The organism is Psychromonas arctica DSM 14288, assembly GCF_000482725.1.
GTDB lineage: Bacteria > Pseudomonadota > Gammaproteobacteria > Enterobacterales > Psychromonadaceae > Psychromonas > Psychromonas arctica.
Genome location: NZ_AXWP01000025.1, coordinates 15,492 through 40,644, shown reverse-complemented (window position 1 = coordinate 40,644; position 25,153 = coordinate 15,492). Strand labels below are relative to the sequence as shown.

Below are 25,153 nucleotides of genomic sequence, written 5' to 3'. Positions count from 1 at the left end.
TACAGTGCAGTGAGTGTTTTGCTTATCCTGAATAGAACATTTTTAGTTATGTTAGTTATTGTTTAAACATAGTCTTGGTTGTACGGCCATAGATTAAAAAGGATCATAATGTTTAGCGAATATATAAAATTAACCGGTCGTGGTGAAAAAGGGCGTCGTTCGTTAACGATGGATGAAGCACAACAAGCATTGACTGATTATTTAGAAGGTAGGGCAAGTTTATTACAATTAGCCGTATTGTTAATGTTACAACGTGTCCGCTGTGAAACCCCTGAAGAAGCTGCGGGTTATATTGCCGCGTTACGTAAAAAAGTGCCATGTGCATGGCAGGGGTTATCCGTGGATCTGGATTGGCCATGTTTTGCTGGTAAAAAAAGACAGCCACCTTGGTTATTGCTAGCGGCAAAAGTATTAGCCGCTAATGGTGTTAAGATTTTATTACATGGACATATGAGCGTTGACTTGGTGAAATATCAAGTTGAGTCCGCTTGTCCTGTTTTGAATATCACTATTGCAGATACACCCGAAATGGCACAACTGGCTTTGCAAAATGACTCCTTAGTCTATGTTCCTTTATCTGCCTATTGCCCTGAATTAATTGAGTTATTAGCATTAAGAGAGCAAGTTGGTTTGCGTACTCCTCTTAATACGGTGGCGCGCAGTGTTAACCCAAGTAATGCTCCCTATAGTATTCATGGTGTATTTCATAAAAGTTACGAAAAAATACATGCACAAGCTGCGCTGTTAAATAATGAGCATAGTATTATAGCCTTTAAAGGTGAAGGCGGAGAAAGTGAGGTTAATCCTCGTGTTTCAACGCTGGCTTGTGGTGTTATTCAAGTCAATGGTAAAGCACAATATATTGAACAAGATTGGCCTACTTATTTAGAAGATTTCACCGGTGCGCATACTGAGGTATCTGCACAATATCTATTAAAAGTATGGAATAAAGAGATTGATGATGCCTATGGCGATGCTGCAGTGATCACCACTATTGCAATGGTTTTGAAGCAGATGCAGCCTGACTCTTCTCAAGACGATGCATTACAAAAAGCCAAACAATTATGGGAAGGTAGGACGTTATAAATTCTCAGTTAATTAAATAGGTATCATTGAGTATAAAAAAGGAAGCTAATTAGCTTCCTTTTTTATTTTACCCTTCAGTATTGCGGTTATCTAATTTTTCGAATTTGTACAATCATGCCAAAAAGAGGGTGGTCTAAGTAATGAATTTCACCGCTGCGTAAACGTCTAGTTTGGTCAAATAAGGCTTCGGTCACCACCGTTTTTGTTTTAACACGTTGTTGTGGCACTACCTGATTTACAACTTGAACGGCGTCATCCGCTGTACCAGAAATATCCGTTTCCAATTGTGGGTTGGCTAATACAGATGTTGAAGATGACACTTCTTTTTGCGTTTCGGTACGCACAATTAATTGGCTCTCAATTTCTAAGTAACGTTGAACATATAGCAAGAAATTGCCATCTATTTCATATAAGTCCCTCATCGCATTATCTTTTTGTAACTCATCCAATACATCTAATTTATCAGTTGCTGCAATGAGAAGAGGATCTGTTTGCTGGGGCTTATTAAGTTGTGCTTTTGCTGCGTTTGTCGCTTCTTGTCTTTTTTGCGCAATGATTTCTTCTTTATAGATATCTAATGCATAGTTCTCACCAGCAAAAAGGTGAATAGGCACTGCGTTTTGTTTACTTTGTACTGGCATACGCCATGCAACATGCAATAAGGGCTTAAATAATTGATGGTTTTTAAGTCGATTCAAATGTGCTTTAAGTCTAAGATGATTACTGCTCAATCGCTGTAATCGATGCCCGCCATTGACCATTTCTGCATCTGTAATTTGAACTGGGTTTTGTTCATGTAAACACGGGTTATCACCCAAGCAGTTTGTTGCTTGTTTAGCTTTTAACACCTCAAGGCGATCTCGTTTTTTTAAGTAAACATTATTTTGATCTAATTGCTCACTGAGTTTTTGAACGTCAACATTACGTTTAAAAACGAGTATTTCAACATCAAACCAGCGGCCACTAGCGGCTTGTATGTTAAGTGAACATAGTGATGCGACGACTAATAATAAAGTAGAGCGAAAATTCAAAAGGTTGTCCTTTTATGAGATTTATTTGACAAGGTGTAATTTAAAGCTATCAAGTAATTGTTTCAACCAATTTATGCGTTCTGCACTACTTTCTAGCGACATTGTGAATTTTAATTTACTGGGTCCGTCTAGTTTAAAGGTATTTGATTGTGTTTGCAGTAGTGAAACAAGAAACATTGGATCCACTTTGGTATGCTCGGTAAACGTAACAGCACCACCAAGTGCATGTGCTTCAATTCTTGCAATGCCAAGTTTTGAACAACGTTGCTTAATAGAGGTGACTGCTATTAAGTTTTTAGTCGCATCTGGTAATAAACCAAATCGGTCAATAAGTTCAACTTGGATTTCATTTAATTCATTATTATTCTTACTATTGGCAATGCGTTTATATAACGATAAACGTGTATTCACATCGGCAATATAATCATCTGGAATGAGCGCAGGTATACGCAGTTCTACTTCTGCTTGTGTCGCTAATAGGTGCTCTAAGCTAGGTTCTTGTCCATTACGTAAAGCTTCTACTGCTTGATTAAGCATGTCCATATACAAGTTAAAACCAATACTGGTAATTTGTCCGGATTGCTCATCACCTAATAACTCACCTGCACCACGTATTTCTAAATCGTGTGTTGCTAGTGTGAATCCTGCTCCTAACGTATCTAATGAACCAATCGCTTGTAAACGTTTTTTTGCATCTTTGGTCATTAATTTTGGCGTTGGGGTTAATAAATAGGCGTAAGCTTGATGATGTGAACGACCTACACGACCACGTAATTGGTGTAATTGCGCTAAACCTAAGTGATCTGCACGGTTTATAATGATCGTATTTGCCGTTGGAATATCGATACCTGTTTCGATAATAGTGGTACACACTAATACATTTTGGCGTTGATGGTAAAAATCTGACATCACTCGCTCAAGTTGTTGCTCGTTCATTTGACCGTGCGCCGTTGAAATTCTAGCTTGTGGTAATAACTGTTGTAAATCAGCTGTGGCTTTGGCGATGGTTTCTACATTATTGTGTAAAAAGTACACTTGACCACCGCGCATAATTTCACGTGTGATAGCATCACTGATCGTCTGATCGCTGCGTTGCTGCACGAATGTTTTTACTGCTAATCGTTTCGCTGGTGGTGACGCGATAATCGACAAATCACGCATGCCATTCATGGACATATTTAAAGTACGCGGGATCGGCGTTGCGGTCAGGGTGAGAATATCGATTTGTGCACGTAGTCGTTTAATCTTTTCTTTTTGGCGGACGCCAAAGCGATGTTCTTCATCGATAATTAATAACCCTAGGTCAGCAAACTTAATGCCATCACTCAATAGCTTATGGGTACCTATTAATATATCGATTTTACCATCGGCAGCTTCTTGTAAAATTTGTTTTTGTTCTTTAGCTGTTTTAAAGCGAGATAATACTTCGACTCTTACTGGCCAATTAGCGAATCTATCTCGGAAATTTTCGAAATGCTGTTGCGCAAGTAGGGTGGTGGGGACTAATAAAGCCACTTGTCTCGCATTGTCCGTTGCCATGAATGCCGCGCGCATTGCTACTTCAGTTTTACCAAAACCTACATCACCACAGACTAGCCTATCCATGGGTTGCGATGAACACATATCCGATATAACAGCATTGATGGACAGTGCTTGGTCATGGGTTTCTTCAAAGGGGAAATCATCACTGAAGGCCGCATAATTAGCTTTATTTAATTGGTATTTGTAACCTTTTTTTGCTGCACGTTGAGCGTAAATTTCTAATAATTCAGCGGCGACGTCACGTACTTTTTCAGCTGCACGTTTTTTCGCTTTGGCCCAAGTATCGTTACCTAATTTACTTATAGGCGCTGTTTCTACATCACTACCGCTATAACGCCCGATTAAATGCAATGAAGTAACCGGTACATAAAGTTTGTCTCCACGTAAATATTCAAGGGTCACAAACTCATTAACATTACCTGCCACTTCAATGGTTTGAAGGCCCAAATAACGTGCAACACCATGGTCAATATGCACAACAGGTTGGCCTACTTTTAACTCTGCTAAATTACGTACTATATGTTCAGAGTTTTCTTCATTTTGTTTATCTTGGTTTTGACGCCTACGTTGGGTTATTTTATTACCAAGTAATTCCGTTTCAGTAATAAATGCAAATTCACTGTCTATGATTAAAAAGCTATGTTCAACGCGACTGACTGTGATGAAGACTTTGCTTTTACTTTTGATGCATTCGGAGATGCTTGAGACTGATTTAATAGCAAGCTTGAGCGGGTGTAATAGTTCTAATAAAGCTTCTTTTCGTCCTGATGATTCAACACTTAATACGACCTTACCGGCAAACTGTTTAATAAACTGTTCAATGTTTGCCAGTGGTGCTTTGGCTTTATGGTGAATTTTAATATCCGGTAACGTGGTGAAAGGCAGATTGGTTTTCCCTGCTTTCGGTAATGCAAATGAGGTTGGCTGTAATTGATATTTAGGAAAAGCATTGATCTGTTGAAAGCATTGCTCTTGGCGAAGGTATAGCTCAATTGGCTGCAATAATGGACGTAGTAAATCTACTCCGCGTTCTTCAAAACGATGTGCAATGGTTTTCCAAAAATCATCCATCGCTTTTTGTATATCTCCGACAACACATAAACGTGTTTGTTTAGGAAAATAATCAAATAAAGTGGCTGTTTCATTAAAAAATAACGGTAAATAATACTCGATCCCGGCGGGCAAATTGGTTTGCGAAATTTGTTGGTAGATAGAATCGGCACTAGTACATATCTTTGCTGGAAACTTATCGCTATAGGCCGATTTAAACTGGCTGATTGCTTCTTTATCCGTTGCAAATTCATGCGCAGGCAATAATTTTATCTGTTTAATAGTGGGCAGCGAGCGTTGCGTTTCTGTATCAAACGGGCGTATCGAATCAACTTCGTCATCAAAAAAATCAATACGATAAGGCGTGTCACTGGCCATCGGATAAACGTCTAACAAAGAGCCTCGAGCACAAAACTCACCATGTTCTCTTACTTGATCAACTGCATAATAACCCGCTTCTTGTAATTGCTCGCGAAGTAATTGTAACTCTAGTTTTTGTGCAGTTTTAACCACTAAAGTGTGTTGTTTTAAATAACTGGGTGGCGCTAATCTTAATAATAACGTGGTGATCGGAACGATTAATATGCCATCTTTCATGGATGGTAATTGATATAAGGTTTCTATACGTGTGGATATAATGTCTTGATGTGGTGAAAAATGGTCATAGGGCAACGTTTCCCAGTCAGGAAACAAATTTACGTCGTATTTTTTTTCTGCAAAATAAAGTAATTCTTGGTGCAACTTAATAGCACTCGGTGTGTCATTAACGATCACAACTAAAGGAGATTTTTGTGGGTTCGCTTGAGCACATTGATTAATGACAAAACTTTGGCTACTGCCTACTAAATTGCCAAATTGTTGTGTATCAGTAGATGATTTTAAAGGCGGTATCTCGAGTAAATTTTTCATATTATTGATTTTTCTTTATTATTTTTTCTGATGATTGTTGCGTTATTAAACAGATTCTCAATGACTATTTTCAGTTATTAACTATTTAATTCACGCTGTTTTGCTCGATTTTTAAGTTGTTGTGATTGCACGTGTAAGCTGGCTCTAATTAATAACTCTCGATCTTGTTCTCGAATAAAGGTGTAGGTAAAAACACATTCACTTTCAGAGCTATCCGAAACACAGGCATAACAGTATATGGCAGCAGATTCTTCAGGTAAAAATATTTTTAACCTGACATTGTCACCCACAGCCCATTTGTCATTGCCTGCAATAATGAGACTACCTGCACTGAATTTAAGGCTTTGATGACGCGCCTGTTGTTCATCCTGCTGTGTTAATACATAACTTAATAGGGTGTTTATTTTTTGATTTTGTGCCTGTAAAAAATGCCAAAGTGCTTGCGTATTTTCACTATTGAGTTTTAAAGGGGCTAGCATACTCACATCTGCTTGAGCGAGATCACTGGCCATTCTAAATGGACCTGGTATCTCTTCTTCAAAGGCATTTTGGTCAATGGGTAACTGAGTTTCATTAACAGGGTGCAAGTTAATAGAGAGTGTGTGTTGCACTAAAAAATATTCGTTATTATCCATGTCTGCTAACCAAGTCATTATTGAGTGTGAGTGAAATTATACCCATCTTACCTCAAGATGCTTTGGCAGGCACGAGCGTAATATAAGATAATGGTATTCCCTTTTTATTATTACAACATTGAATTGGCATTTGAATTCGAGCCAGTCTGGGCAAGGAGAATAATACTAATCCAAGTTGTTATAAAATCGCTATGTAGAATAACTATCAAAGAATGATGTTTCTTAATTATTCTATCGAGAGAGGGTTAACCTAGTTAATCTCTCGAAAACTCAATTTTATGCCTATCAAGTTGGCGCTAGTTTGCCATGCTGACTTTATACCTTGAAGTCTGAACGGTATATTTTGTAAGAGTTTTGTCTGTCTTAGCGAATAAAGATACATTAGAATGGCGACTATTAAAATGTAATCAATGGGATATGTCTATATTTAACCTTAATTCTGGTTACAGAGATCGCAGTTATCTATTAAATATCTTGTTCGTAATGTTATCTTGTTAGCAATGTTATCTAGATTGCCGATAGCTTTACCTTATGAAAGGCAATCAGTCTAGCAATTACAAATTATTGCTAGATAATTTAACTTAAAAACCCGTACACAGTACGGCATTGACTCACTTTACTTATCCCCGTTTTAATTATAAGTGTGTCATCATAAACAACTATTAAAAGGCAATTATGTTTTATCCTTTAAGTGTATTTATCGGTTTACGGTATACAAAATCTAAACGTAATAATCAATTTGTATCGTTTGTTTCAATATTTTCAACCGGTGGAATTATTTTAGGCGTATTAGCATTAGTCACCGTGTTGTCAGTCATGAATGGTTTCGAAGGAGAATTAAAACAACGTATTCTTGGCGCGATCCCACAGGCGAAACTTAGTAATCAAGCATTAACCATTGATCATTGGCAACAACGTGTTGATGTTATTCCTGAAGATCCATTAGTCATTGCTATTGAGCCGATGATTAATGCTGAAGCGATATTGCAAAGTACAACGGCTTTACAAGGTGTTAAGTTAGAAGGAATCTATCCGCAAAAATATAACAGTAAAATAGTCAAAGATAATATCTTTATGGGTGGCCTTGAACTGTTGAAACCTAGTGAGTATAACATCATTATTGGCGACCAATTAGCAAAGCAATTAAATGTGGGTATTGGTGATAAAGTACGTGTTATTTCCACCAGAGGGGCTCGTTACACGCCAATAGGACAAGTTCCTAGCCAGCGTAATTTTACCGTGGTTGGTTTATTTGATGTAGGCTCTGACGTTGATAAATATCTGGTCTTAATGCATGTCCAAGATGCGGCGCGTTTAATTCGAATTCAAAAAGATCAAGTGACGGATCTGCGTTTTTATTTTACCGAACCCTTTGCTGTTGAAGATTGGCATCCTCCTGTACTGGAAAAAGATGAAATATTATTAGATTGGCGCAGTACACATGGTGAACTATTTGCTGCAGTTAAAATGGAAAGGAACATGATTTGGTTATTATTGTGTTTAATTATCGCGGTCGCTGCATTTAATATTTTATCGTCATCGGTGATGGTGGTAACGGATAAAAGTGCCGAAGTCGCCATATTAAAAACCCTAGGTATTCAATCGTCTACGATCAACCTTATTTTTATTATTCAAGGTGCTTTCAGTGGTATTCTTGGTGCATTATTAGGAACAGGTTTAGGTTTGTTATTAAGTACCTACATTAATGAAGTGATGTCATTTTTAGGATTACATTTATTAGCGAATGCTTCCGGTGGCACTCGACTCTTACCCGTTATACACGAACCATTACAAATAGTATCAATTATGCTTGGTGCTATGTTGTTAAGTTTATTAGCCACTTTATATCCTGCTTATAGAGCCGGTACAGTGAGCCCAGTCGAGGCATTAAGATATGAATGATTCAATTATAGTTTGTCAGAACTTAAGTAAAGTTTATCAAGAAGGGCGCCTAGCCACGACTGTGTTGCAAGGTGTTAATTTGACCGTGGAAAAAGGAGAGTTACTCGCGATTGTTGGTACTTCTGGTTCAGGTAAAAGCACACTATTGCATTTGCTTGGTGCACTCGATGCACCGACTACTGGAGAGGTCACTTTTAATGACAATAACATCCATAAACTATCTTCAAAGCAACAAGCTAAGTGGCGTAACCAGGAGCTAGGTTTTGTTTATCAATTTCATCACTTATTATCAGAGTTCACTGCATTAGAAAATGTTGCTATGCCGTTATTAATTGCTGGTGAGCCAGTTAAAGTTGCGCAACAAAAAGCAACGGCATTATTAGAACGAGTGGGGCTAAGCAAACGCATTCAACATCGACCTGCTGAATTATCTGGCGGTGAAAGGCAACGTGTTGCAATAGCACGCGCATTAATTAATAAACCTTCTCTCGTATTGGCAGACGAACCTACCGGAAATTTAGATGCAAAAAGTGCAGAGTCTGTTTATCAGTTGTTACGTGAATTAAATAGTGAACTTGGTACCGCTTTTATTGTGGTGACACATGACCAACAGTTAGCTAATAAATTGCACCGACAATTATACATGGCTAACGGTATTTTACAGGACACTCCGTAATGTTTAGACCTTTACCATTATTTATTGGGTTACGTTATAGCAAAGCAAAACATAAAAATAAGTTTGTTTCCTTCATTTCAATGGCCTCTATATTTGGCATTATCTTAGGTGTTGCTGTCTTAATTGTTGGCCTTTCAGCGATGAATGGCTTTGAAAAAGCATTAAGGGATCAATTGTTAACTGTGGTCCCGCATGCAGAATTAGAGGTGGTCAAAGGAGAGTTTAAAGATGAATCGGCTATTCTTTCTAAAATAAGAGCACATAAAGGTGTATTAGGTGCAAGCCCTTACATAGTGATGAATGCCCTGTTGCAAAAAGATATTAATATGAAAGCGTTGCAAATGCGCGCCATCACGCCTGAAAGTGAAACGCAAGTGACCGCGATAGAGCAGTATATTAAACAAGGAGGTTGGGAGTTATTAAGCGCAAATGAAAACAGTCTCATTTTAGGTGAGCCGGTTGCCAAACAACTTGGCATTGAGGTCGGGCAGTCGGTGTCATTATTATTACCTCAAATTGGCTCAACGAAACTTAAAGCGCCGCGCAAGTTCACATTTATTTTAACGGGTACCTTTAAAATGGGCGGGCAAGTTGATACTACATTGGGTTTTATCCATATCAACACGGCTAAAAAAATGCTTAACCTTAACCATGCCACAGGCATTGCTTTTAAAGTTGAGGATGTCTTACAGGCACAGGTGCTCTCACGAGAGGTGGCGTACAGTATTCCTGTGTATATGTATATTAAAAGTTGGATCACAAGCCAAGGGTACTTATATCAAGATATTCAGATGGTTAAATCATTGATGTACGTTATTTTATTATTAGTGGTTGCTGTTGCTTGTTTTAATATTGTGTCTACATTGGTGATGGCTGTGAATGAAAAGCGCAGTGACATTGCTATTTTAAAAACAATGGGGATGGGGAAGTGGTCTCTACGTGCTATTTTTATAGTTCAAGGCGCGTTTAATGGCCTCATGGGTAGCCTCTTAGGGGCTTTACTCGGTATGTATTTAGCGAGTAACTTAAGCCAATTCTTTAGTGCTGTTGAAAATATCTTGGGGCGAAAGTTTATTTCCGGAGATATCTATTTTATTGATTATTTACCTTCACAAATTAACTATGACCAAGTGATCATTATTACACTGATTGCTTTTATTATGAGTATCGTTGCAACAATATACCCTGCATGGACCGCGAGTAATATTGAGCCTGCAAAAGAGTTAGGTTACAGCCACTAATAATCTATCACTTTATCTCGATGGCCGAAAATCATGATGATTACAGGCCATCTAATCCACAGTATTACCATTTAAGAATGTAGCTATTTAGACATTCACCTATATAGCTTAGATATCTAAGAATGTAGCTATTTAGACATTCACCTATATAGCTTAGATATCTAATCATTTAACCGTTTATGCCACCTACATCAGTTTTACGGTAGCTATTAACCGTATATGTAGTAATCAGGCAATAATACCAATCACACTAATTAACTGATCTATTTTACTTGTTAAAATAACTTATTTTTTCGTTGTAAATTTCGTAAAGGGAACAATCATTTAGCTAAATTTACGCCTTAAACTAAGTCATTTTTCCTACGTAAAATTTAGATCACTTATTTAATGTAATAGGTATAATCTAATAAACCTTTCTTTCGTCCATTTTAATAAATAATTATTTAGGGCAACCTATGCTTTAAGTAAGGCTATTTTTGCTGTGTAAAATTCTATTGCTCGTCATCCCGGTCAATAAAGTATTATGAAGGTTAAAAACCGCTATAAAAGTTAAAAAACGAGCAAAAAAAAGCGCATTAATAAATGCGCTTTTAAGAATATATCAGTAATTTAGTAAGCTAAAGTAGCATCTAAAATACTATCGGAAACTGATCATTAATCGTCTAAAATGCCAAGAATGCTTAATAAGTGGATAAAGATATTAAAGATGTTTAAGTATAAAGAAACAGTCGCTCTAATGTAGTTAGTTTCACCTCCGTTAATGATACGGCTAGTATCAAACAGAATAAAACCAGACATGATCATGACTACAACACTACTGATCACTAATTGGAAAAGTGGGATCTGTAGGAAAATATTAGCAATAATTGCAACAATTACAGCAATCATACCTGCCATTAAAAATCCGCCCATAAATGAGAAATCTTTACGGCTAGTTAATACGTAAGCTGATAATGCAAAGAATATAATTGCAGTAGTACCAAGTGCTTGCATAATTAAAGCAGGGCCGTTTGGCATTGTTAGGTAATGGTTTAGCATATTACCGAGTGACGCACCCATCACACCAGTAAACATGAATACCCAGAATATCCCCTTGCTAGAATTCGCTGTTTTTGACACAACAAATAAAAGACCAAATCCAACTAGCATTAAGACAAGTGACATCATTGGGCCGATACCTACCATTGTCGCAATAGTTGCAGTGACTGCACTAAACGCTAATGTCATGCCTAATAGCATATAGGTATTCTTTAATACTTTATTAATTGAAACTCCAACACCTTGTGCTTTAGTGTTAATTGAAGAATTCATAATTTACTCCGTTGAATAATGATTGTTAACAACATCATAACATCAGATTTTTTGCTTGTGCAGTATTTTTTATTGAGATGATGAAATAGTAGAAAATTTTCAACAGCAAGTCATACTAGTACGTGTAATCGCCCGATCATTGTTATGGGTTAAAAAAGAGTATTACTGCATTGTATTTGATAGGAAAGCTAAAAATGAAAAAAGGCACTATCAAAGTGCCTTATTAGTATTAAAATATTGTGCTAGGAAGTGCTTATTTAGCGCCTTCGATAATACCTACAAATTCTTCAATAATAAGTGCTGCACCACCTACTAAACCACCATCGATGTCTGCTTGAGCAAATAGCTCTTTTGCACTGTTTGCTTTAACACTACCGCCGTAAAGGATCTGTACTTTCTCAGCAACAACTTCACTTTGTGCTTTTAACCAAGAACGGATATGAGCATGAACTTCTTGTGCTTGCTCTGAAGTTGCAACTTTACCTGTACCGATAGCCCAAACTGGTTCGTAAGCGATCACTGAGTTTTCTAATGCTGCGATACCGGCAACTTCAACCACTGCTTTAAGTTGAGTTTCAACAACAGCAAATGTTTTATCAGTTTCACGTTCTTCAAGTGTTTCACCGATACATAATACAGGTATTAAACCATTTTCTTGAATCGCAACAAATTTAGCTGCAACGACTGCATCAGTTTCGTTGTGGTATTGGCGACGCTCCGAGTGACCTACTAGGCTATATTTTGCGCCAAACTCTTTAACCATAACTGGAGACGTTTCACCTGTGAATGCGCCTGCAACATTTGTGCTCACATCTTGTGCACCAAATTCAATGCGGCTGTCTGCTGTTAGGTTTGCAACTTGCTCAATAAAAATTGCTGGTGGGCATACCGCAACTTCAACATTAGTTGCTGCATTTGCTGCACTTTCGATACCTTTGATCAATGTCGCTACTGATTCTTTTGTACCGTTTAGTTTCCAGTTACCCATTACAAGAGGTGTTCTCATGTTTGACTCCGTTTTTTATATTGAAAGTTATATTAAAGTTAAATTGAAAAATGATATTGAAAATAAAATTTAAACTAAATGTTCTTAAATAGGCCGGCGACCATGAATAAGTTTCCCATTAATCAGATCATTCTTTGATTCTGGGCGTAAATTATCTCTTATCGGCCCTAAATACAAGGCTAGGTTGACTTAAAGGCAACGCTTTATTGGGTTAAATCAATAAAGCGTTTAATTTAGCTGAGTAACGAGATTAATTGACCTCTGTAATTTGCACTGCTTGATGTTGTTTATAAAACTCATTGTCAGGTGTTACTTGCTCTGCTAGTGGAGCACTGAATGGTTTATTAAATGATTCTTTATCAAAGCCAATATCTCCTCCATCAATCACACCGGAATCCTTAGTGATGGATTTAAAATCAAATAAGCTAGTATCCGCTAGATGCGAAGGAACTACGTTTTGCATAGCAGTAAACATGGTTTCCAAACGACCTGGATAATTTAGTTCCCAATCATTGAGCATATCTTTGGTCAATTGACGTTGTAAGTTAGGTTGCGAACCACATAAATTACAAGGAATAATAGGGAATTGTTGTAGCGTAGCAAACGCTTCAATATCTTTTTCTTTACAGTAAGCAAGCGGGCGAATAACGACGTGTTCACCATTGTCTGAAACTAATTTAGCTGGCATTGACTTGAGTTTACCCGCAAAAAATAAGTTAAGCATCATGGTGGCCAACATATCATCACGGTGGTGTCCAAGAGCTATTTTAGTTGCACCAAGTTCTTTTGCGGTTTTGTATAAAATGCCGCGACGTAAGCGCGAGCAAAGGCTGCAAGTGGTTTTTCCTGGTTGTAGCTTATCTTTGACGATACTGTAAGTATCTTGTTCTACTATTTTGTAATCAACACCTAATGAGTCAAGATATTGAGGTAATATATGCTCAGGAAAACCAGGTTGTTTTTGATCTAGGTTGACCGCAATGATATCAAAGTTAATAGGTGCAACTGCTTTAAGTTGGCTTAGTATTTCTAGTAGGGTATAGCTGTCTTTTCCACCTGATAAACAGACCATGATTTTATCACCATCTTCAATCATATTATAATCTGCAATGGCTTGTCCGGTTTGTCTACGCAACACTTTATTTAATTTTTTAAGGTTGAATTGATCTTTTTCTGTGAGTTGCTGCGTCATGGTATGCCTTGTTAATGGAGTATTAAAACAAGGCGCATTGTATAAAAAGAGGGGCGCAGATGCAAAGAGTAAAGGTACTGCTAATGCATCTATAATGGAGCCGGTTCGGCTATTAAATAACCTTGGACCCCATCGATGTACATGCTTTCAAGAATTTGTTTTTGTTCTAAGTGCTCAATACCTTCAGCGATAACTTGGCACTCCATGCGATGTGCAACATCAATGATCATGCGAATAAATTGTTGATTTGCACTATCTGATTCAAGGTTAGCAATTAAACTTGCGTCAAGTTTAATGTAATCAGGTTTTAACTCTTCAAATAAACGAAAAGAACTGATCCCTTTGCCAAAATTGCAAATAGCAGAACGACTTCCTGCTCTTTTGAACATATTAAAAACACGTTTATTAGCAATCAAGTTATGACCTAATAAACTTTCCGGAACTTCAAATACTAAGGACCTCGCTACATCGGGTTCTCTTAATAATAATCGCTCTAGCCATACCATAAAACTACTATTGTGCATCGCTGAAGAGCTAAGGTTAATTCCCCATCTAGTGTTATGTTCTTTGCGAAGACGACTGCGATAAATTATCTTTTCAAGAATAACTTTTTCAAGCTTAATAATAGTATCAGTACGTTGTGCCATAGAAAAAACAGTATCAGTTGGGATGGTATTGTTATCCTCACTGACAAAACGTGTAAATATTTCCTGATACCCTTTCATATTGCGATGAATGGCTTGAACAGGTTGTTGTAAAAAAGTTAATGAGCGATTATTTATGATATCGGTAATAATCGATCGCCAATGCTGCTCACCCACTTGCAGCGTTTGGTTATCAATATTCTCTTCAAAAGCCCATGCATTAATGCCACTGGTTTGAGCCTTTGCGAGTGCAATATCGGCTCGAGCTAAAACATGTTCCGGCAATTGATTGGAGGAAATTAAAGTCATGCCATTAAAAGCTACATTTTCAAGGTTGTTAAGTAGCTGATATTGATCAAACTTTAGTTTTAGTTCATTGGCGAATTGCTGCGCATCTCCAATACTCATATCATGGCTAATCAAAGCAAATTCAGACCCTGAAATCCTAAATAGATGTATATCTTTATCTTTATATTTATCAAGAATATCGTTAATGATGTTTGCAACGTTTATTACAAATTGATCGCCTTGTTGAAATCCACGGTGCATGTTAACCACTGATAACTCAAAAAGTCTAATGATAGATAGGATGGCATGTTTACGGTTACTTTCATCGGATAAAAATTCAGTGAGCTCTTTTCTAAACACATGACGATTATTTAAGCCTGTCAAAGCATCAACATTTATTTGTTTTGATAATCGAGAGATCTTTTCTTTTTTACTGTGTAGGGCAGAATCAAATAGACGCCTTTGTTCAACTAGTTCGATAGTTACTTTTTTAAAGGGAGTTATTTTAGATTTTTCATTAACAATTTCATTGACCAAGGCACTTTCTATTTTTTTTAGTAGTCTAAATGAAATGATATGATACAACAGCAAAGTGATAATAAGTGCGGTGACAATTAGCACTATAATTGATTGATATAATTCAAATAGTTCAGGGTGAATACTTGTATATTGAATGCTTTGATTTTCGGTCGCGCTGTTAAAACTAGAAATTGGGGTGGGCAGTAAATTATTGAAAAGCTGATTCACTGCTTTTTGACTATAAACAAGCGGGCTATTAAGACGATTATTATTAATTTTTATATAACTAAATTGACTAATATCGAGGCTTCCTTGTAGGTCACCCATAGCCGTAATTGTGGGTAACAAAGCTAGCTGAGCACGCGTTTTAGGAAGCTGTTGTTGCTCAAGTAGTAGCGTATTAAACGCACTTTTGGTTGCAATTATTAACGCCAAGGCGATTAATAAAGTGATCAAGGTAGAGGTCCAAAGGCTTTTTTTATAATCGTTCACTAACCTGCTCCTCGCATTAAGCAATTATTTGTATCAATAAATGGTAATTGGTAAATATCTGTTAGTATTTTTTTATAAAGATGAAATAAAATACTGATCATTATATTTTCTTATCTTTGATATTAAACTATTTCGATGATCCTATAACAGAACTTGCTTTATATAGGATCAAAGAAATGCTTTAAATCGGAGAGTATAGACCAAAAGAGGTATTTTATTTATTTTTTATCAAATAAATACTACTTTCGGTAGTCTGGCTGGTGACTTAATAACAAATATTTTGTTTGTTCTTCCTGTGGCGACTCGCAAACGCTTTTAGCTGTGCCTTTTTCAATAATTTTTCCCTGATGTAATACTAGGATTTGATCACTCATGTGTTTGACTAAGTGCATATTATGCGCAACAAAAATATAGCTAGTCCCTTTAGCCTTTTGTATCTTTAGCAATAGGTTGACGATTTTAAATCGCAGTGAAATATCTAATGTAGACAAAATTTCATCGGCAATAATAATGTCAGGATTTAAGATCATGGCACGAGCGATGGCCACTTGGTGTTTTTGAACACTGGAAAGCATATTAGGATAAAAAGCTAAATAATCAGGTAATAATCCCACTAATTTCAAGGTTTCCAGAATTTGTTGATGGCGTTGCTTGTCATTTAAATCTGTATTTAATTGTAAAGGTGCATGTAGTATTTTCCCTACCGTCGTTTTAGGGTTTAACGAACTACTTGGGTCTTGAAAAATCATGCGTATAGACAAACAACGTTGCTGAGAGTTAAGCGAACTAAGATGCTGTCCTTTTACGTATATATCTCCGGAGTTTGCTATTAACATACCGCCAATCGTCCTGACCAATGCACTTTTTCCAGATCCACTTTCACCAACCACAGCCAATGTTTGACCCGGCTCTAGGGTAAAGCTGACAGGTCCGAAAGCGAGTTGCTCACGACTACTGAGAATACCCGTTGCATGTTTAAAGCTTTTACACAGATCCGTTACTTTTAATAACGGCTGCACATTTAGCTCACTTTGGTTGGATAGTGACATCGGAAACTATGGCCTTTTTTAGTCGTTAAAGTAGGGTTTTCAACACATATCTTTTGTGCTCTAGGGCATCTAGGCCCCAGTCGGCAACCGATCGGTAATTGGTTAGAAGAAGGAATATTACCGGGTAATGTGTACAGTTGCGCTTTATGCTCATTAAATTGCACATTATTGATCAATGTTTTTAACATCGATTGTGTATAGGGGTGCATTGCACTGCCCATTATTTGCTTATAAGATCCTGATTCAACCGTTTGTCCACAATAAACTAAGGTCATGTAATCGGATATGTTACTAGTATTGGCAAAATTATTACTCAATATAAGCAGAGTCGTATTATTTAATTGGTTAAGCTTGTACAGCAAACGAAATATTTGTGATTGGGTAACCGCTTCCATCGCAGTGGTTGGCTCATCGGCAATAATCAAACGTGGATTATTAGCAATTGCCATAGCAATCATCACTTTCTGGCAAACACCTTCTGAAAGTTGGTGTGGGAAACAATTTAATACTGCCACATCGTTCTGAATACCTACTTTGTGCAACAACTCTTTTATTTGTAAGCGTCGTGATTGTACGTTTACTTTTTTAATCTTGGTCAAGATCAAACGAAAGCGTTGTTGCCAAGTTTTTTTGGGTAAAACTGATTCAATTTGAACGCGTATTTTTTGACTTGGATCTAGGTAAGAGCTGGGCTCTTGAAAAATAACTGAAATCTCTTTACCTAGGATTTGACGTCGTTCTTTATGCGTGAGTTTTGCTAAATCTGTCTTGCCTAGAAACATGCGGTCAGCCGTAACCGTCCAGTTACTGTTATGTAAACCTAATATAGCTTTAGCGATCAGGGTTTTACCTGACCCTGACTCACCAATCAAACCATGGATTGAACCATCCACTATATTTAATGAGGCTTTATCGATAACGCGAATTTTTCCCTGTGCAGTATCAATATCAATGCTTAGGTTTCTGATATCTAATAAAGCCATTATTCTTCACCTTCAAGTACTGCGTGCCGTAAACCTTCTGAAAGTACATTTACGATAATAATTACTGTGAAAATAGCAATCCCTGGGAAAGTAACCAGCCAAGGAGAAAGATAAATTAGTTCCATACTACTGGCGATGATAGATCCCAATTCAGTTTGGGGTAATTGAGCACCAAAACCTAAAAAACCTAGTGTCGCAATTTCGATAATAGCCATGGTAAATAAACGGTTAATAATAGTAATGGTTGGCTCTAAAATATTAGGCAAAATTCCGTATCTAAATAAGCGCGTTTTTGTTGCACCATCTAGTTGTATCGCAACAATATATTGTTTACTTAGTTCTTGTTCAATGGCCAAAAAACTAGAACGTATGAATTGCGGTAACAATGAAAGAGATATAGCAATCAAACAGTTTGTATAACTTGGTCCAAAGATAGTGATCAGTATTAATGCAGAAAGTAATGTTGGAATCGCTAACAAAGCATCTAACAAGTGATGTAAAACACTTGCTTTAACACCTTTTGTAAGAGCCGCAGCAGCCCCGATAAGCATTCCAATTATACCGACCAACAGCGTAATGAGTAGTGCGCCACCTAAAGTAAGTTGTAGTCCATGAAATAAACGAGAGAGTGAGTCTCGACCTAAATCATCGGTTCCCAAAATATGGTTAATATCTCCTCCCTCGACCCAATACGGAGGTAATAACATGCTCTCAGGGTTTTGTGCCAAGGGAGAATGTGGCACAAACCAAGGGGCAAATAGCGAGACAATAATCAAAACAATAATTAACCACATAGCGACTACTGCAATGGTTTTGGTTTTAAAAATGGACCAAATATAACCTAGTGGTGATTGAATTTTATCTTCATTAAAGCCGTTATTTATCAGCATATAAGGAACCTCGTCTTAATGGACTAATAATAACCATGAGAATTTCTATGAAAATACTGAATGATAAAATAAATCCGCTAATAATTAATATACCAGCAGGTAATACTAAATAATCACCTGTTTTCAATGAAATAAATAACCATTTTCCAATACCATTTAAGTTAAATACAATTTCAATGGTCATCGCAAAAGATATGATGGTGCTTAATTGCAGCCGTAATTGCGGAATAATAGGGGGCAGTGCATTTTTTAATGCATGTGCAAAAACGATTTTTGTTCGAGAAAAACCTTTTGCATAGGCGGCTTGTATATAATTACTGCGCATCACCATGGTCATGGAATGACGGGTTAAGCGTACAATTTCAGTGATTAAGAAAAATGATAAAACTAATGCAGGCAGAATTAAATGTGCAACACGGTCTATAAATGCAAATAGCTCATATTGTTCGGTAACCATTAATGTATCAATTAACAAAAATCCAGTCACAACGGGTACTTCATAAATTAAACTTAAGTTGCCATCAACGGGTAAAACTTGGCCCCACACACTGGGTAATAATACCGCCATTACGCCCACCCAAAAAACAGGTAAAGCGAGTCCAATAATGGCAATTGTCATTATTCCATAATCTAAGCGTGTATTTCTGAATAAACCCGCTAATAAACCGAGTGGAATGGCGATAATGCTGGAGAAGATTAAAGCAGTGAAACAAAGTTCTAATGTCGAAGCAAAAAAGATTAGACCACGATCAAGCAGCGCTTGGTTATCCACCGAAGAGTGCCCTAAATTACCATTAAGAATATTCCATAGATAAGAAAAATATTGGCTGATGTATCCATTATGGCTTACTACTGCGTCAGCGTTGACAGAGACAATACGGTCCACAGCAAAGGCGATGATGGTTAATATCAACGCAGTAATTAATAATAGGTTCAAACGTCTTAGTAAAAATGACAGCATATTAATTCAAATCTTGTTTAATGGCATTTTGGAAATTAATACCAGTTAATGGATTGACTTCAACATTTAAAATTGATTTCGAAATAGCGTCCAACCTTAATACATGTGCAATAGGCAGGTAAGGGCGTTGCTTATAAATTTCGTCTTGAATCTGATAATAGTTTTTAATACGTTGTGCAAAATTAGACTCTGTTAATGACTGGTCTAACAATACTTGTATTTTTGGTGAGCACCAATGGCTGCTGTTGCCCGTTTCTGCGGTCGAATTACAGCTTAAAAGCGGTCTAAAAATACTATCAGGGTCGTTAATATGCACATTAATGCCGGTTAAATAAGTATCGTAATCACCACTTCTTAAACGTGCTTTTAAAGCCGCACCACTTAAATTGATAATATCTGTTTTAATACCAATATCACCTAAGTTAGCTTGGATTAATTCCGCTGTTTTATGAAAGTTAGGGTTAAATACATCGGAACTATCAGGCAATAAAATCGTTAACGTTTTAGAAAAATCGTAATTTAATAACGTTAAGTTTTGTCGTGCTTTATCTGGGTCGTATTGATCGTTTTCAAATCGAGGTTTTAATGCCCATGACTGTTTACTTAATAACGTATCCGTTTGTATTGCACTTTGAAAATAAACAGCCTGTAAAATGGTTTTTTTATCAATAGCCTGCGAAAGTGCTTGGCGTACTTGATAATTCTTTAAAATATCTCGCTTTGTATTAAATGCCCACAACGCAATATTTTCCGTTGATTTACTGTTTAGGGTAATATTTTTATTTTTACTTAACGTTTCTAATTGGCTCGCTGCAGGGTAAGAGATTGCATCACATTCGCCAGATAATAATTTGGTGTAACGTTTGGTTGCACTTGGGTTAGTAAAATAAATTAAGTTTTGAATATTGGTCATTGATTGCCAATAAAGTGCATGTTTTTTATAACGGATAGTGCCGTTACTATCAAAACTTTTAAATTTAAAAGGCCCAGTTCCGATAGGTTGAAAGTCCAAATTCTCTGGCTGGCCTTGTTGTATCAACTGATTTGCATATTCTTGAGAATGGATCACTGCGTAATGTGCTGCAAGATTTGCAAGTAACGTTACATCGGGTTTAACTAAAACAAACTCAACAGTATGATCGTCAATCTTATTAATTTCAGATAATAAATTAGTGAAAGGGTGATTATAAAAATAGTTTTCAGCTTGATTATTCACCATATGATAGGGATGTTGGTAATCTAGCATGCGATTAAAACTAAATAACACATCGTCAGCATTTAAAAAGCGAGTTGGTTTAAAGAAGTCTGTTTGGTGAAAGCTAATGTTGCTGCGCAATGTAAACCGGTAACGTAATTTATCATCGCTACGTTGCCAACTTTCAGCTAAGTCAGGAATGAATTTATTGGTTTTAGAGTCAATGGTGACTAAGCGGCTATAAATTTGATGTGTGGTTGCATCTAGGCTCGCAATATCATGACTAATTTGAGGATTAAACGAAGTAGGTAAACTTTCAGTGCAATAGATAAGAGTATTTTGTGTTAGTGCTTTATTTTGATAACAGCCGCTAAGGGTTGTGATAAAGAACAATAAGCATATTAAACGCATAAAGCTATTCTATTCCATTAGAGTGAGGTGTGTAATTTAACATTAGCGCCGCTTAATTAACATATTAAATATGCGTAAACCTATTCGTTCCTGCTAAAGATAGAAATAAAGTAGCGATTTAATGCGTTAGGTCATCATTATGCCTAACATTTCTTCAACCCATGGCTTACTGGTAGCCGAATTTTAGCTTACAGATCCTTGTATCTTAAAGAGTAAGCACTATAAATCATTTTATTTTGCTTAATGATTTTTAATTAATTACCTTTAAGTGACCACCTTCAAGTAACTACCTTCAAGTCATCACCATTAAACAATTACTTCTAATTTAGTGACAATACGATAGCACAATATAATGGCGGCTAAGCCAAATATAATGCTACCTAAAGCTTGCCCAATCAATATGCCTTGAGCGCCATAATAATAGGCACCGACACTCACAAAAGGAATCGTCCCTAAAGACATTTTCCCAAGATTCAATAAGGTGGCCATTTTAGGCCGACCAACATTATTCAGAAAAGACATCGCAACTAAATTCATTGCAACAAATATAAAGCTAACGCTGACATATTGACAAAAAAAGCGGATTAACATTCCAGTATCTGGGCCAGCATTAAACAAAGCGACAAGGTACTCTTGCATTAGTGACAGAGTTAATGCTAAAACAAAAACATATTTAATAATAAAGTTAAGTGATTGATTTAAAGTTGTTTTGACGCGTTTAAACTGCCTTGCACCCAAGTTTTGGCTGATGATAGGGCCGATTGCGCCAGGCATTGCAAACAACATCACAAAAGCGACGGGGATCAAACGACTAATGATTGCCCAGCCCGCAACAAAACTACCTCCAAATTTAGCCATTTCATAAGTAATATATAAATGACTCAGTGGTGTGGCGATTTGTGTTAGTGAAGCAGGAATAGCAACTGCACTAATATTTCTCATGTGCTTGATAAAATCAGCAAAAGTAATGCGACTAATAAAACCACAAATCACAATTAGATAAAAGGTGGCAATCAATAACATCATACTTCTTGCAACGATTGCTGCAATGGCTGCCCCTTCAATATTTAACTTAAAGTAAAAGATAAACAGAGGATCGAGAATAATATTACATATACCACCTGCTAGGGTGCAATACATACCTAATTTAGGTTTACCTAATGACCGTAATGTAGCTGTGATCTGCATTGCCATAGCAATCAGTGGAAAAGAAAAAATGGTTATTTTTAAATAAGCACTGGCTGCATCTAAAGCAATACCATTGGCACCTATTAATGTTAATAGGTGGTTAGCATTAAAAAAAACAGTAAGGGTAATTAGAGAACTAATTAATAAGGTTATTAGATAACAGCTCATTGAAGCTTGTTTGGCTTGTTGCTGATGGCCTTGACCTATTAACTTGGCAACGATAGCCGAGTTCGCAATGACCATAGCAATCGTCAATGAGGTGGTAAAAAATAACAGGGCTGCTGCATAGGCAATGGCAGCAACCAAGTGAGGTTGATTTAATAAACTAATAAAATAGATATTAATCAAATCAACAACAAAAAACACGCTTAAGGCCACCGCATTAGTCAGCGCCATTTTTAATATATGCTCAGGAATATTACCCTGCGTAAATTTAGGCGCGAATGAACTCATTGATTAACGTGTAAATCTGCAAATTTATCCAGCAGCTGTTGCTCTGTTTCAACATGCTTAGGATCGATAATGATACAGTTGATAGGGCAAACTGCGACGCAGGTTGCCTGTTCATAAAAACCCACACATTCAGTACATAAATCTGGATTGATTTCATATATTTCAGCCCCAAAGGTGATTGCTTCATTAGGACATTCTGGATCGCACATATCACAGTTGATGCAACTGTCTTCTATTAATAAAGCCATGTTATTTACTATGCGGGTTACGAGTATCAGTACCCTGAGTCAAGTTTCTCATCAGTAAACCGTGGCTTAAATCTATCTCTTTTGGTACTGGAATATATAAGACATGACCTGAACCCGGCGCCACATCGACTAATTCACCTTTACGATTATGTAACTCTTCTAACTTAAAGTTGATGTTACCCTGCGGTGTCATTAGCTCTAGTTTGTCCCCGACTAAAAACTTATTTTTTACGTTTATTTCAGCAAGGCCTTGTTGATTACGTCCAGTAATTTCACCTACAAACTGCTGAGTCTCGCTGATTGAATAGCCGTAATCATAATTTTGGTATTGATCATGAGTATGGCGGCTTAAGAAACCTTCGGTGTAACCTCGATGAGCAAGGTTTTCTAATGAACTCATTAATGATGGGTCAAAAGGGCGCCCTGCAATTGCGTCATCCATCGCTTTACGGTATACCTGAGCGGTACGAGCACAATAATAGAAACTTTTAGTACGACCTTCTATTTTTAAAGAGTGTACACCCATTTTTAAAAGACGTTCGACATGCTGAATCGCGCGAAGGTCTTTAGAGTTCATAATATAAGTACCATGCTCATCTTCAAAAGCAGGCATATATTCATTCGGTCTTCCTTCTTCTTGTAATAAGAAGATTTGATCCGTGGTCTCGCCACTACCTAACGTTGGCTCAGGTTTATGGATAGCAACAATATCACCGGTTTCATTTTCCGTCGCTTCATGGGCATCGTATTTCCAGCGACAAGAGTTTGTACATGTACCTTGGTTGGGATCGCGTTTGTTAATGTAGCCTGACAACAAACAACGGCCAGAATAAGCCATACATAGTGCACCATGAACAAATACTTCGATTTCAATTTCAGGGCAATGGAAGCGAATATCTTCAATTTCATCCAGAGAAAGTTCACGCGACAAAATTACGCGTTCAATACCTTGTTGGTACCAAAACTTTACCGTGGCCCAGTTAACTGCATTCGCTTGCACACTCAAATGAATTGGCATGTCAGGAAAAACTTCACGTACCATCATGATTAAACCCGGGTCAGACATGATTAATGCGTCGGGTTTTAAATCAACCACGGGTTTCATATCGCGGATAAATGTTTTTAGTTTAGAGTTATGTGGTTGAATATTGCACACTACATATAATTTTTTACCCTGTGCATGGGCTTCATTGATGCCTATTTGAAGCTTTTCAAGATTGAATTCATTATTTCTAACTCGTAAAGAGTAACGAGGTTGACCTGCATAAACAGCATCGGCCCCATAGGCAAAAGCGTAACGCATGTTCTTTAAACTACCTGCAGGGGATAATAATTCTGGTTTCATCTAAGCCTCTTCAATATAAAATTTGGACATTCCCACAAAAGGAAAGCGGGCATTCTACTTGTTTTTGTAAAAAAGGTGTAGCTGAAGGCTGGAAATATTGAGTATTGATGATAAATGGCAAAAAATGGTCGGAATAGGCGTACTGAGGTGATAATTAGTTTCACATTTAATAAACGCACCTCTATACTAGCGAATAATTTTCTTACTGATTATCAGAGATTTACTCTGGATATCTTTCAACATCGTTTTTAAATATTAGGTTTTACATGGAAAACACAGAAAAGTTTACAAATAACAAACAAATCATTGCCTTCTTAACGGAACAGTTTCCAGCTTGCTTCATCGCTAGTGCTGAGCCTGCAAAACCATTAAAAATTGGTGTGTTTCAAGAACTAGCAACTCGTCTAGAGAATGAAACTCGCGTCAGTAAAACACAGCTTCGTGGTGCGTTACGTCAATACACAATGAGTTGGCGTTACTTGCACTGTGTAAAAGCAGGTGCAAAACGTGTCGATTTAGATGGTGTTGAAGGGGATGAAGTTTCTCAAGAGCATGCTGACCACGCACAATTGTCGCTAAAAGAAAGTAAAGAAAAAGCATTTGCGAACAAGAAAAAAACAGACGCCAATAAAGCACCAGCTCGTGCTGCTAAAAAAGTGACTGTGCCAAGTCGTAAAAAAGAAGCGCCTAAAAAAGCAGTTAAAAAACCTGAGATTGACTTAAGTCAGTATAAAGAAGCTAATCATAATGAACTTAAAGTATCGCAATCAGTCAAAGTTCTTTTAGGAAAATCGCCTGTTTCGGCAACCGTTGTTGAAATTTTAAAAGAAGAAGTTCAAGTGCAACTAGACTCAGGAATGGTTGTAAAAGTTAAAGCTAAGCATTTAATCGTATAAAAGGTATTTT

Annotated in this window: 20 protein-coding genes; 5 read left to right on the top strand and 15 right to left on the bottom strand. The window is 37.0% G+C overall.

Going from position 1 to position 25,153, the window contains the following annotated elements:
- Nucleotides 1–108: 108 nt before the first annotated feature.
- Nucleotides 109–1,086 (top strand): glycosyl transferase family protein, encoded by a 978-nt coding sequence (locus tag H592_RS0103875; RefSeq protein WP_028867612.1) that lies wholly within the window; start codon nt 109–111, stop codon nt 1,084–1,086.
- An 86-nt stretch (nt 1,087–1,172) separates the two neighbouring features.
- On the opposite strand, the gene H592_RS0103870 is transcribed toward H592_RS0103875, so the two are convergent.
- The 3 genes from H592_RS0103870 to H592_RS0103860 all read right to left on the bottom strand — a co-directional run bounded on the left by H592_RS0103870 (nt 1,173) and on the right by H592_RS0103860 (nt 6,253).
- Nucleotides 1,173–2,117, bottom strand: a complete 945-nt coding sequence (locus tag H592_RS0103870) for a CsiV family protein (RefSeq protein ID WP_028867611.1) — start codon at nt 2,115–2,117, stop codon at nt 1,173–1,175.
- Nucleotides 2,118–2,138: 21 nt separating this feature from the next.
- Nucleotides 2,139–5,618, bottom strand: a complete 3,480-nt coding sequence (mfd, locus tag H592_RS0103865; RefSeq protein ID WP_028867610.1) for a transcription-repair coupling factor — start codon at nt 5,616–5,618, stop codon at nt 2,139–2,141.
- Between the two features lie 77 nt (nt 5,619–5,695).
- Nucleotides 5,696–6,253 carry a PilZ domain-containing protein gene (locus H592_RS0103860; RefSeq protein ID WP_037070876.1) on the bottom strand — a complete coding sequence of 186 codons (558 nt, stop codon included), beginning with the start codon at nt 6,251–6,253 and terminating at the stop codon, nt 5,696–5,698.
- Nucleotides 6,254–6,928: 675 nt separating this feature from the next.
- On the opposite strand from H592_RS0103860, the gene H592_RS0103855 reads away from it, so the two are divergent.
- The 3 genes from H592_RS0103855 to lolE are packed head-to-tail and all read left to right on the top strand — an operon-like array spanning nt 6,929 to nt 10,072.
- A complete protein-coding gene (locus H592_RS0103855) occupies nt 6,929–8,155 on the top strand; it encodes a lipoprotein-releasing ABC transporter permease subunit (RefSeq protein WP_028867608.1) in 1,227 nt (408 codons plus the stop codon).
- Nucleotides 8,148–8,831: a lipoprotein-releasing ABC transporter ATP-binding protein LolD gene (gene lolD / locus H592_RS0103850; RefSeq protein WP_028867607.1), complete on the top strand. Its 684-nt coding sequence runs from the start codon at nt 8,148–8,150 to the stop codon at nt 8,829–8,831. The genes H592_RS0103855 and lolD overlap by 8 nt, the downstream gene beginning before the upstream one ends.
- A complete protein-coding gene (gene lolE, locus H592_RS0103845) occupies nt 8,831–10,072 on the top strand; it encodes a lipoprotein-releasing ABC transporter permease subunit LolE (RefSeq protein WP_028867606.1) in 1,242 nt (413 codons plus the stop codon). The genes lolD and lolE overlap by 1 nt, the downstream gene beginning before the upstream one ends.
- A gap of 654 nt (nt 10,073–10,726) precedes the next feature.
- On the opposite strand, the gene H592_RS0103840 is transcribed toward lolE, so the two are convergent.
- The 12 genes from H592_RS0103840 to trhP form a co-directional block, all read right to left on the bottom strand.
- The gene (locus H592_RS0103840) at nt 10,727–11,383 is read right to left on the bottom strand and encodes a Bax inhibitor-1/YccA family protein (RefSeq protein WP_028867605.1); all 657 of its coding nucleotides are present in this window, start codon (nt 11,381–11,383) and stop codon (nt 10,727–10,729) included.
- A gap of 253 nt (nt 11,384–11,636) precedes the next feature.
- Entirely contained in the window at nt 11,637–12,389 is a 753-nt protein-coding gene (gene tpiA, locus H592_RS0103835; protein WP_028867604.1) for a triose-phosphate isomerase, read from the bottom strand.
- Nucleotides 12,390–12,639: 250 nt separating this feature from the next.
- A complete protein-coding gene (gene ttcA, locus H592_RS0103830; protein ID WP_028867603.1) occupies nt 12,640–13,581 on the bottom strand; it encodes a tRNA 2-thiocytidine(32) synthetase TtcA in 942 nt (313 codons plus the stop codon).
- A gap of 89 nt (nt 13,582–13,670) precedes the next feature.
- The gene (locus tag H592_RS0103825; RefSeq protein ID WP_028867602.1) at nt 13,671–15,524 is read right to left on the bottom strand and encodes an EAL domain-containing protein; all 1,854 of its coding nucleotides are present in this window, start codon (nt 15,522–15,524) and stop codon (nt 13,671–13,673) included.
- Nucleotides 15,525–15,763: 239 nt separating this feature from the next.
- Entirely contained in the window at nt 15,764–16,573 is an 810-nt protein-coding gene (locus tag H592_RS0103815) for an ATP-binding cassette domain-containing protein (RefSeq protein WP_051368961.1), read from the bottom strand.
- A complete protein-coding gene (locus H592_RS0103810) occupies nt 16,546–17,556 on the bottom strand; it encodes an oligopeptide/dipeptide ABC transporter ATP-binding protein (protein WP_028867600.1) in 1,011 nt (336 codons plus the stop codon). Before H592_RS0103810 ends, H592_RS0103815 begins: the two co-directional genes overlap by 28 nt.
- Complete coding sequence (locus tag H592_RS0103805) at nt 17,556–18,446, bottom strand: ABC transporter permease subunit (RefSeq protein ID WP_028867599.1); 891 nt, start codon at nt 18,444–18,446, stop codon at nt 17,556–17,558. Before H592_RS0103805 ends, H592_RS0103810 begins: the two co-directional genes overlap by 1 nt.
- Nucleotides 18,433–19,407, bottom strand: a complete 975-nt coding sequence (locus H592_RS0103800; protein WP_028867598.1) for an ABC transporter permease subunit — start codon at nt 19,405–19,407, stop codon at nt 18,433–18,435. Before H592_RS0103800 ends, H592_RS0103805 begins: the two co-directional genes overlap by 14 nt.
- 1 nt (nt 19,408) lies before the next feature.
- The gene (locus tag H592_RS0103795) at nt 19,409–21,013 is read right to left on the bottom strand and encodes an ABC transporter substrate-binding protein (RefSeq protein ID WP_028867597.1); all 1,605 of its coding nucleotides are present in this window, start codon (nt 21,011–21,013) and stop codon (nt 19,409–19,411) included.
- A 306-nt stretch (nt 21,014–21,319) separates the two neighbouring features.
- Nucleotides 21,320–22,654 (bottom strand): MATE family efflux transporter, encoded by a 1,335-nt coding sequence (locus H592_RS0103790; protein WP_028867596.1) that lies wholly within the window; start codon nt 22,652–22,654, stop codon nt 21,320–21,322.
- A complete protein-coding gene (locus H592_RS0103785) occupies nt 22,651–22,902 on the bottom strand; it encodes a YfhL family 4Fe-4S dicluster ferredoxin (protein ID WP_028867595.1) in 252 nt (83 codons plus the stop codon). The genes H592_RS0103790 and H592_RS0103785 overlap by 4 nt, the downstream gene beginning before the upstream one ends.
- Before the next feature lies 1 nt (nt 22,903).
- A complete protein-coding gene (gene trhP, locus H592_RS0103780; RefSeq protein ID WP_028867594.1) occupies nt 22,904–24,247 on the bottom strand; it encodes a prephenate-dependent tRNA uridine(34) hydroxylase TrhP in 1,344 nt (447 codons plus the stop codon).
- Between the two features lie 266 nt (nt 24,248–24,513).
- Between trhP and proQ the strand changes: the two genes are divergently transcribed.
- On the top strand, nt 24,514–25,143 hold the full coding sequence (gene proQ, locus H592_RS0103775; protein ID WP_028867593.1) for an RNA chaperone ProQ: 630 nt from the start codon (nt 24,514–24,516) through the stop codon (nt 25,141–25,143).
- The last annotated feature ends 10 nt before the right edge of the window (nt 25,144–25,153 follow it).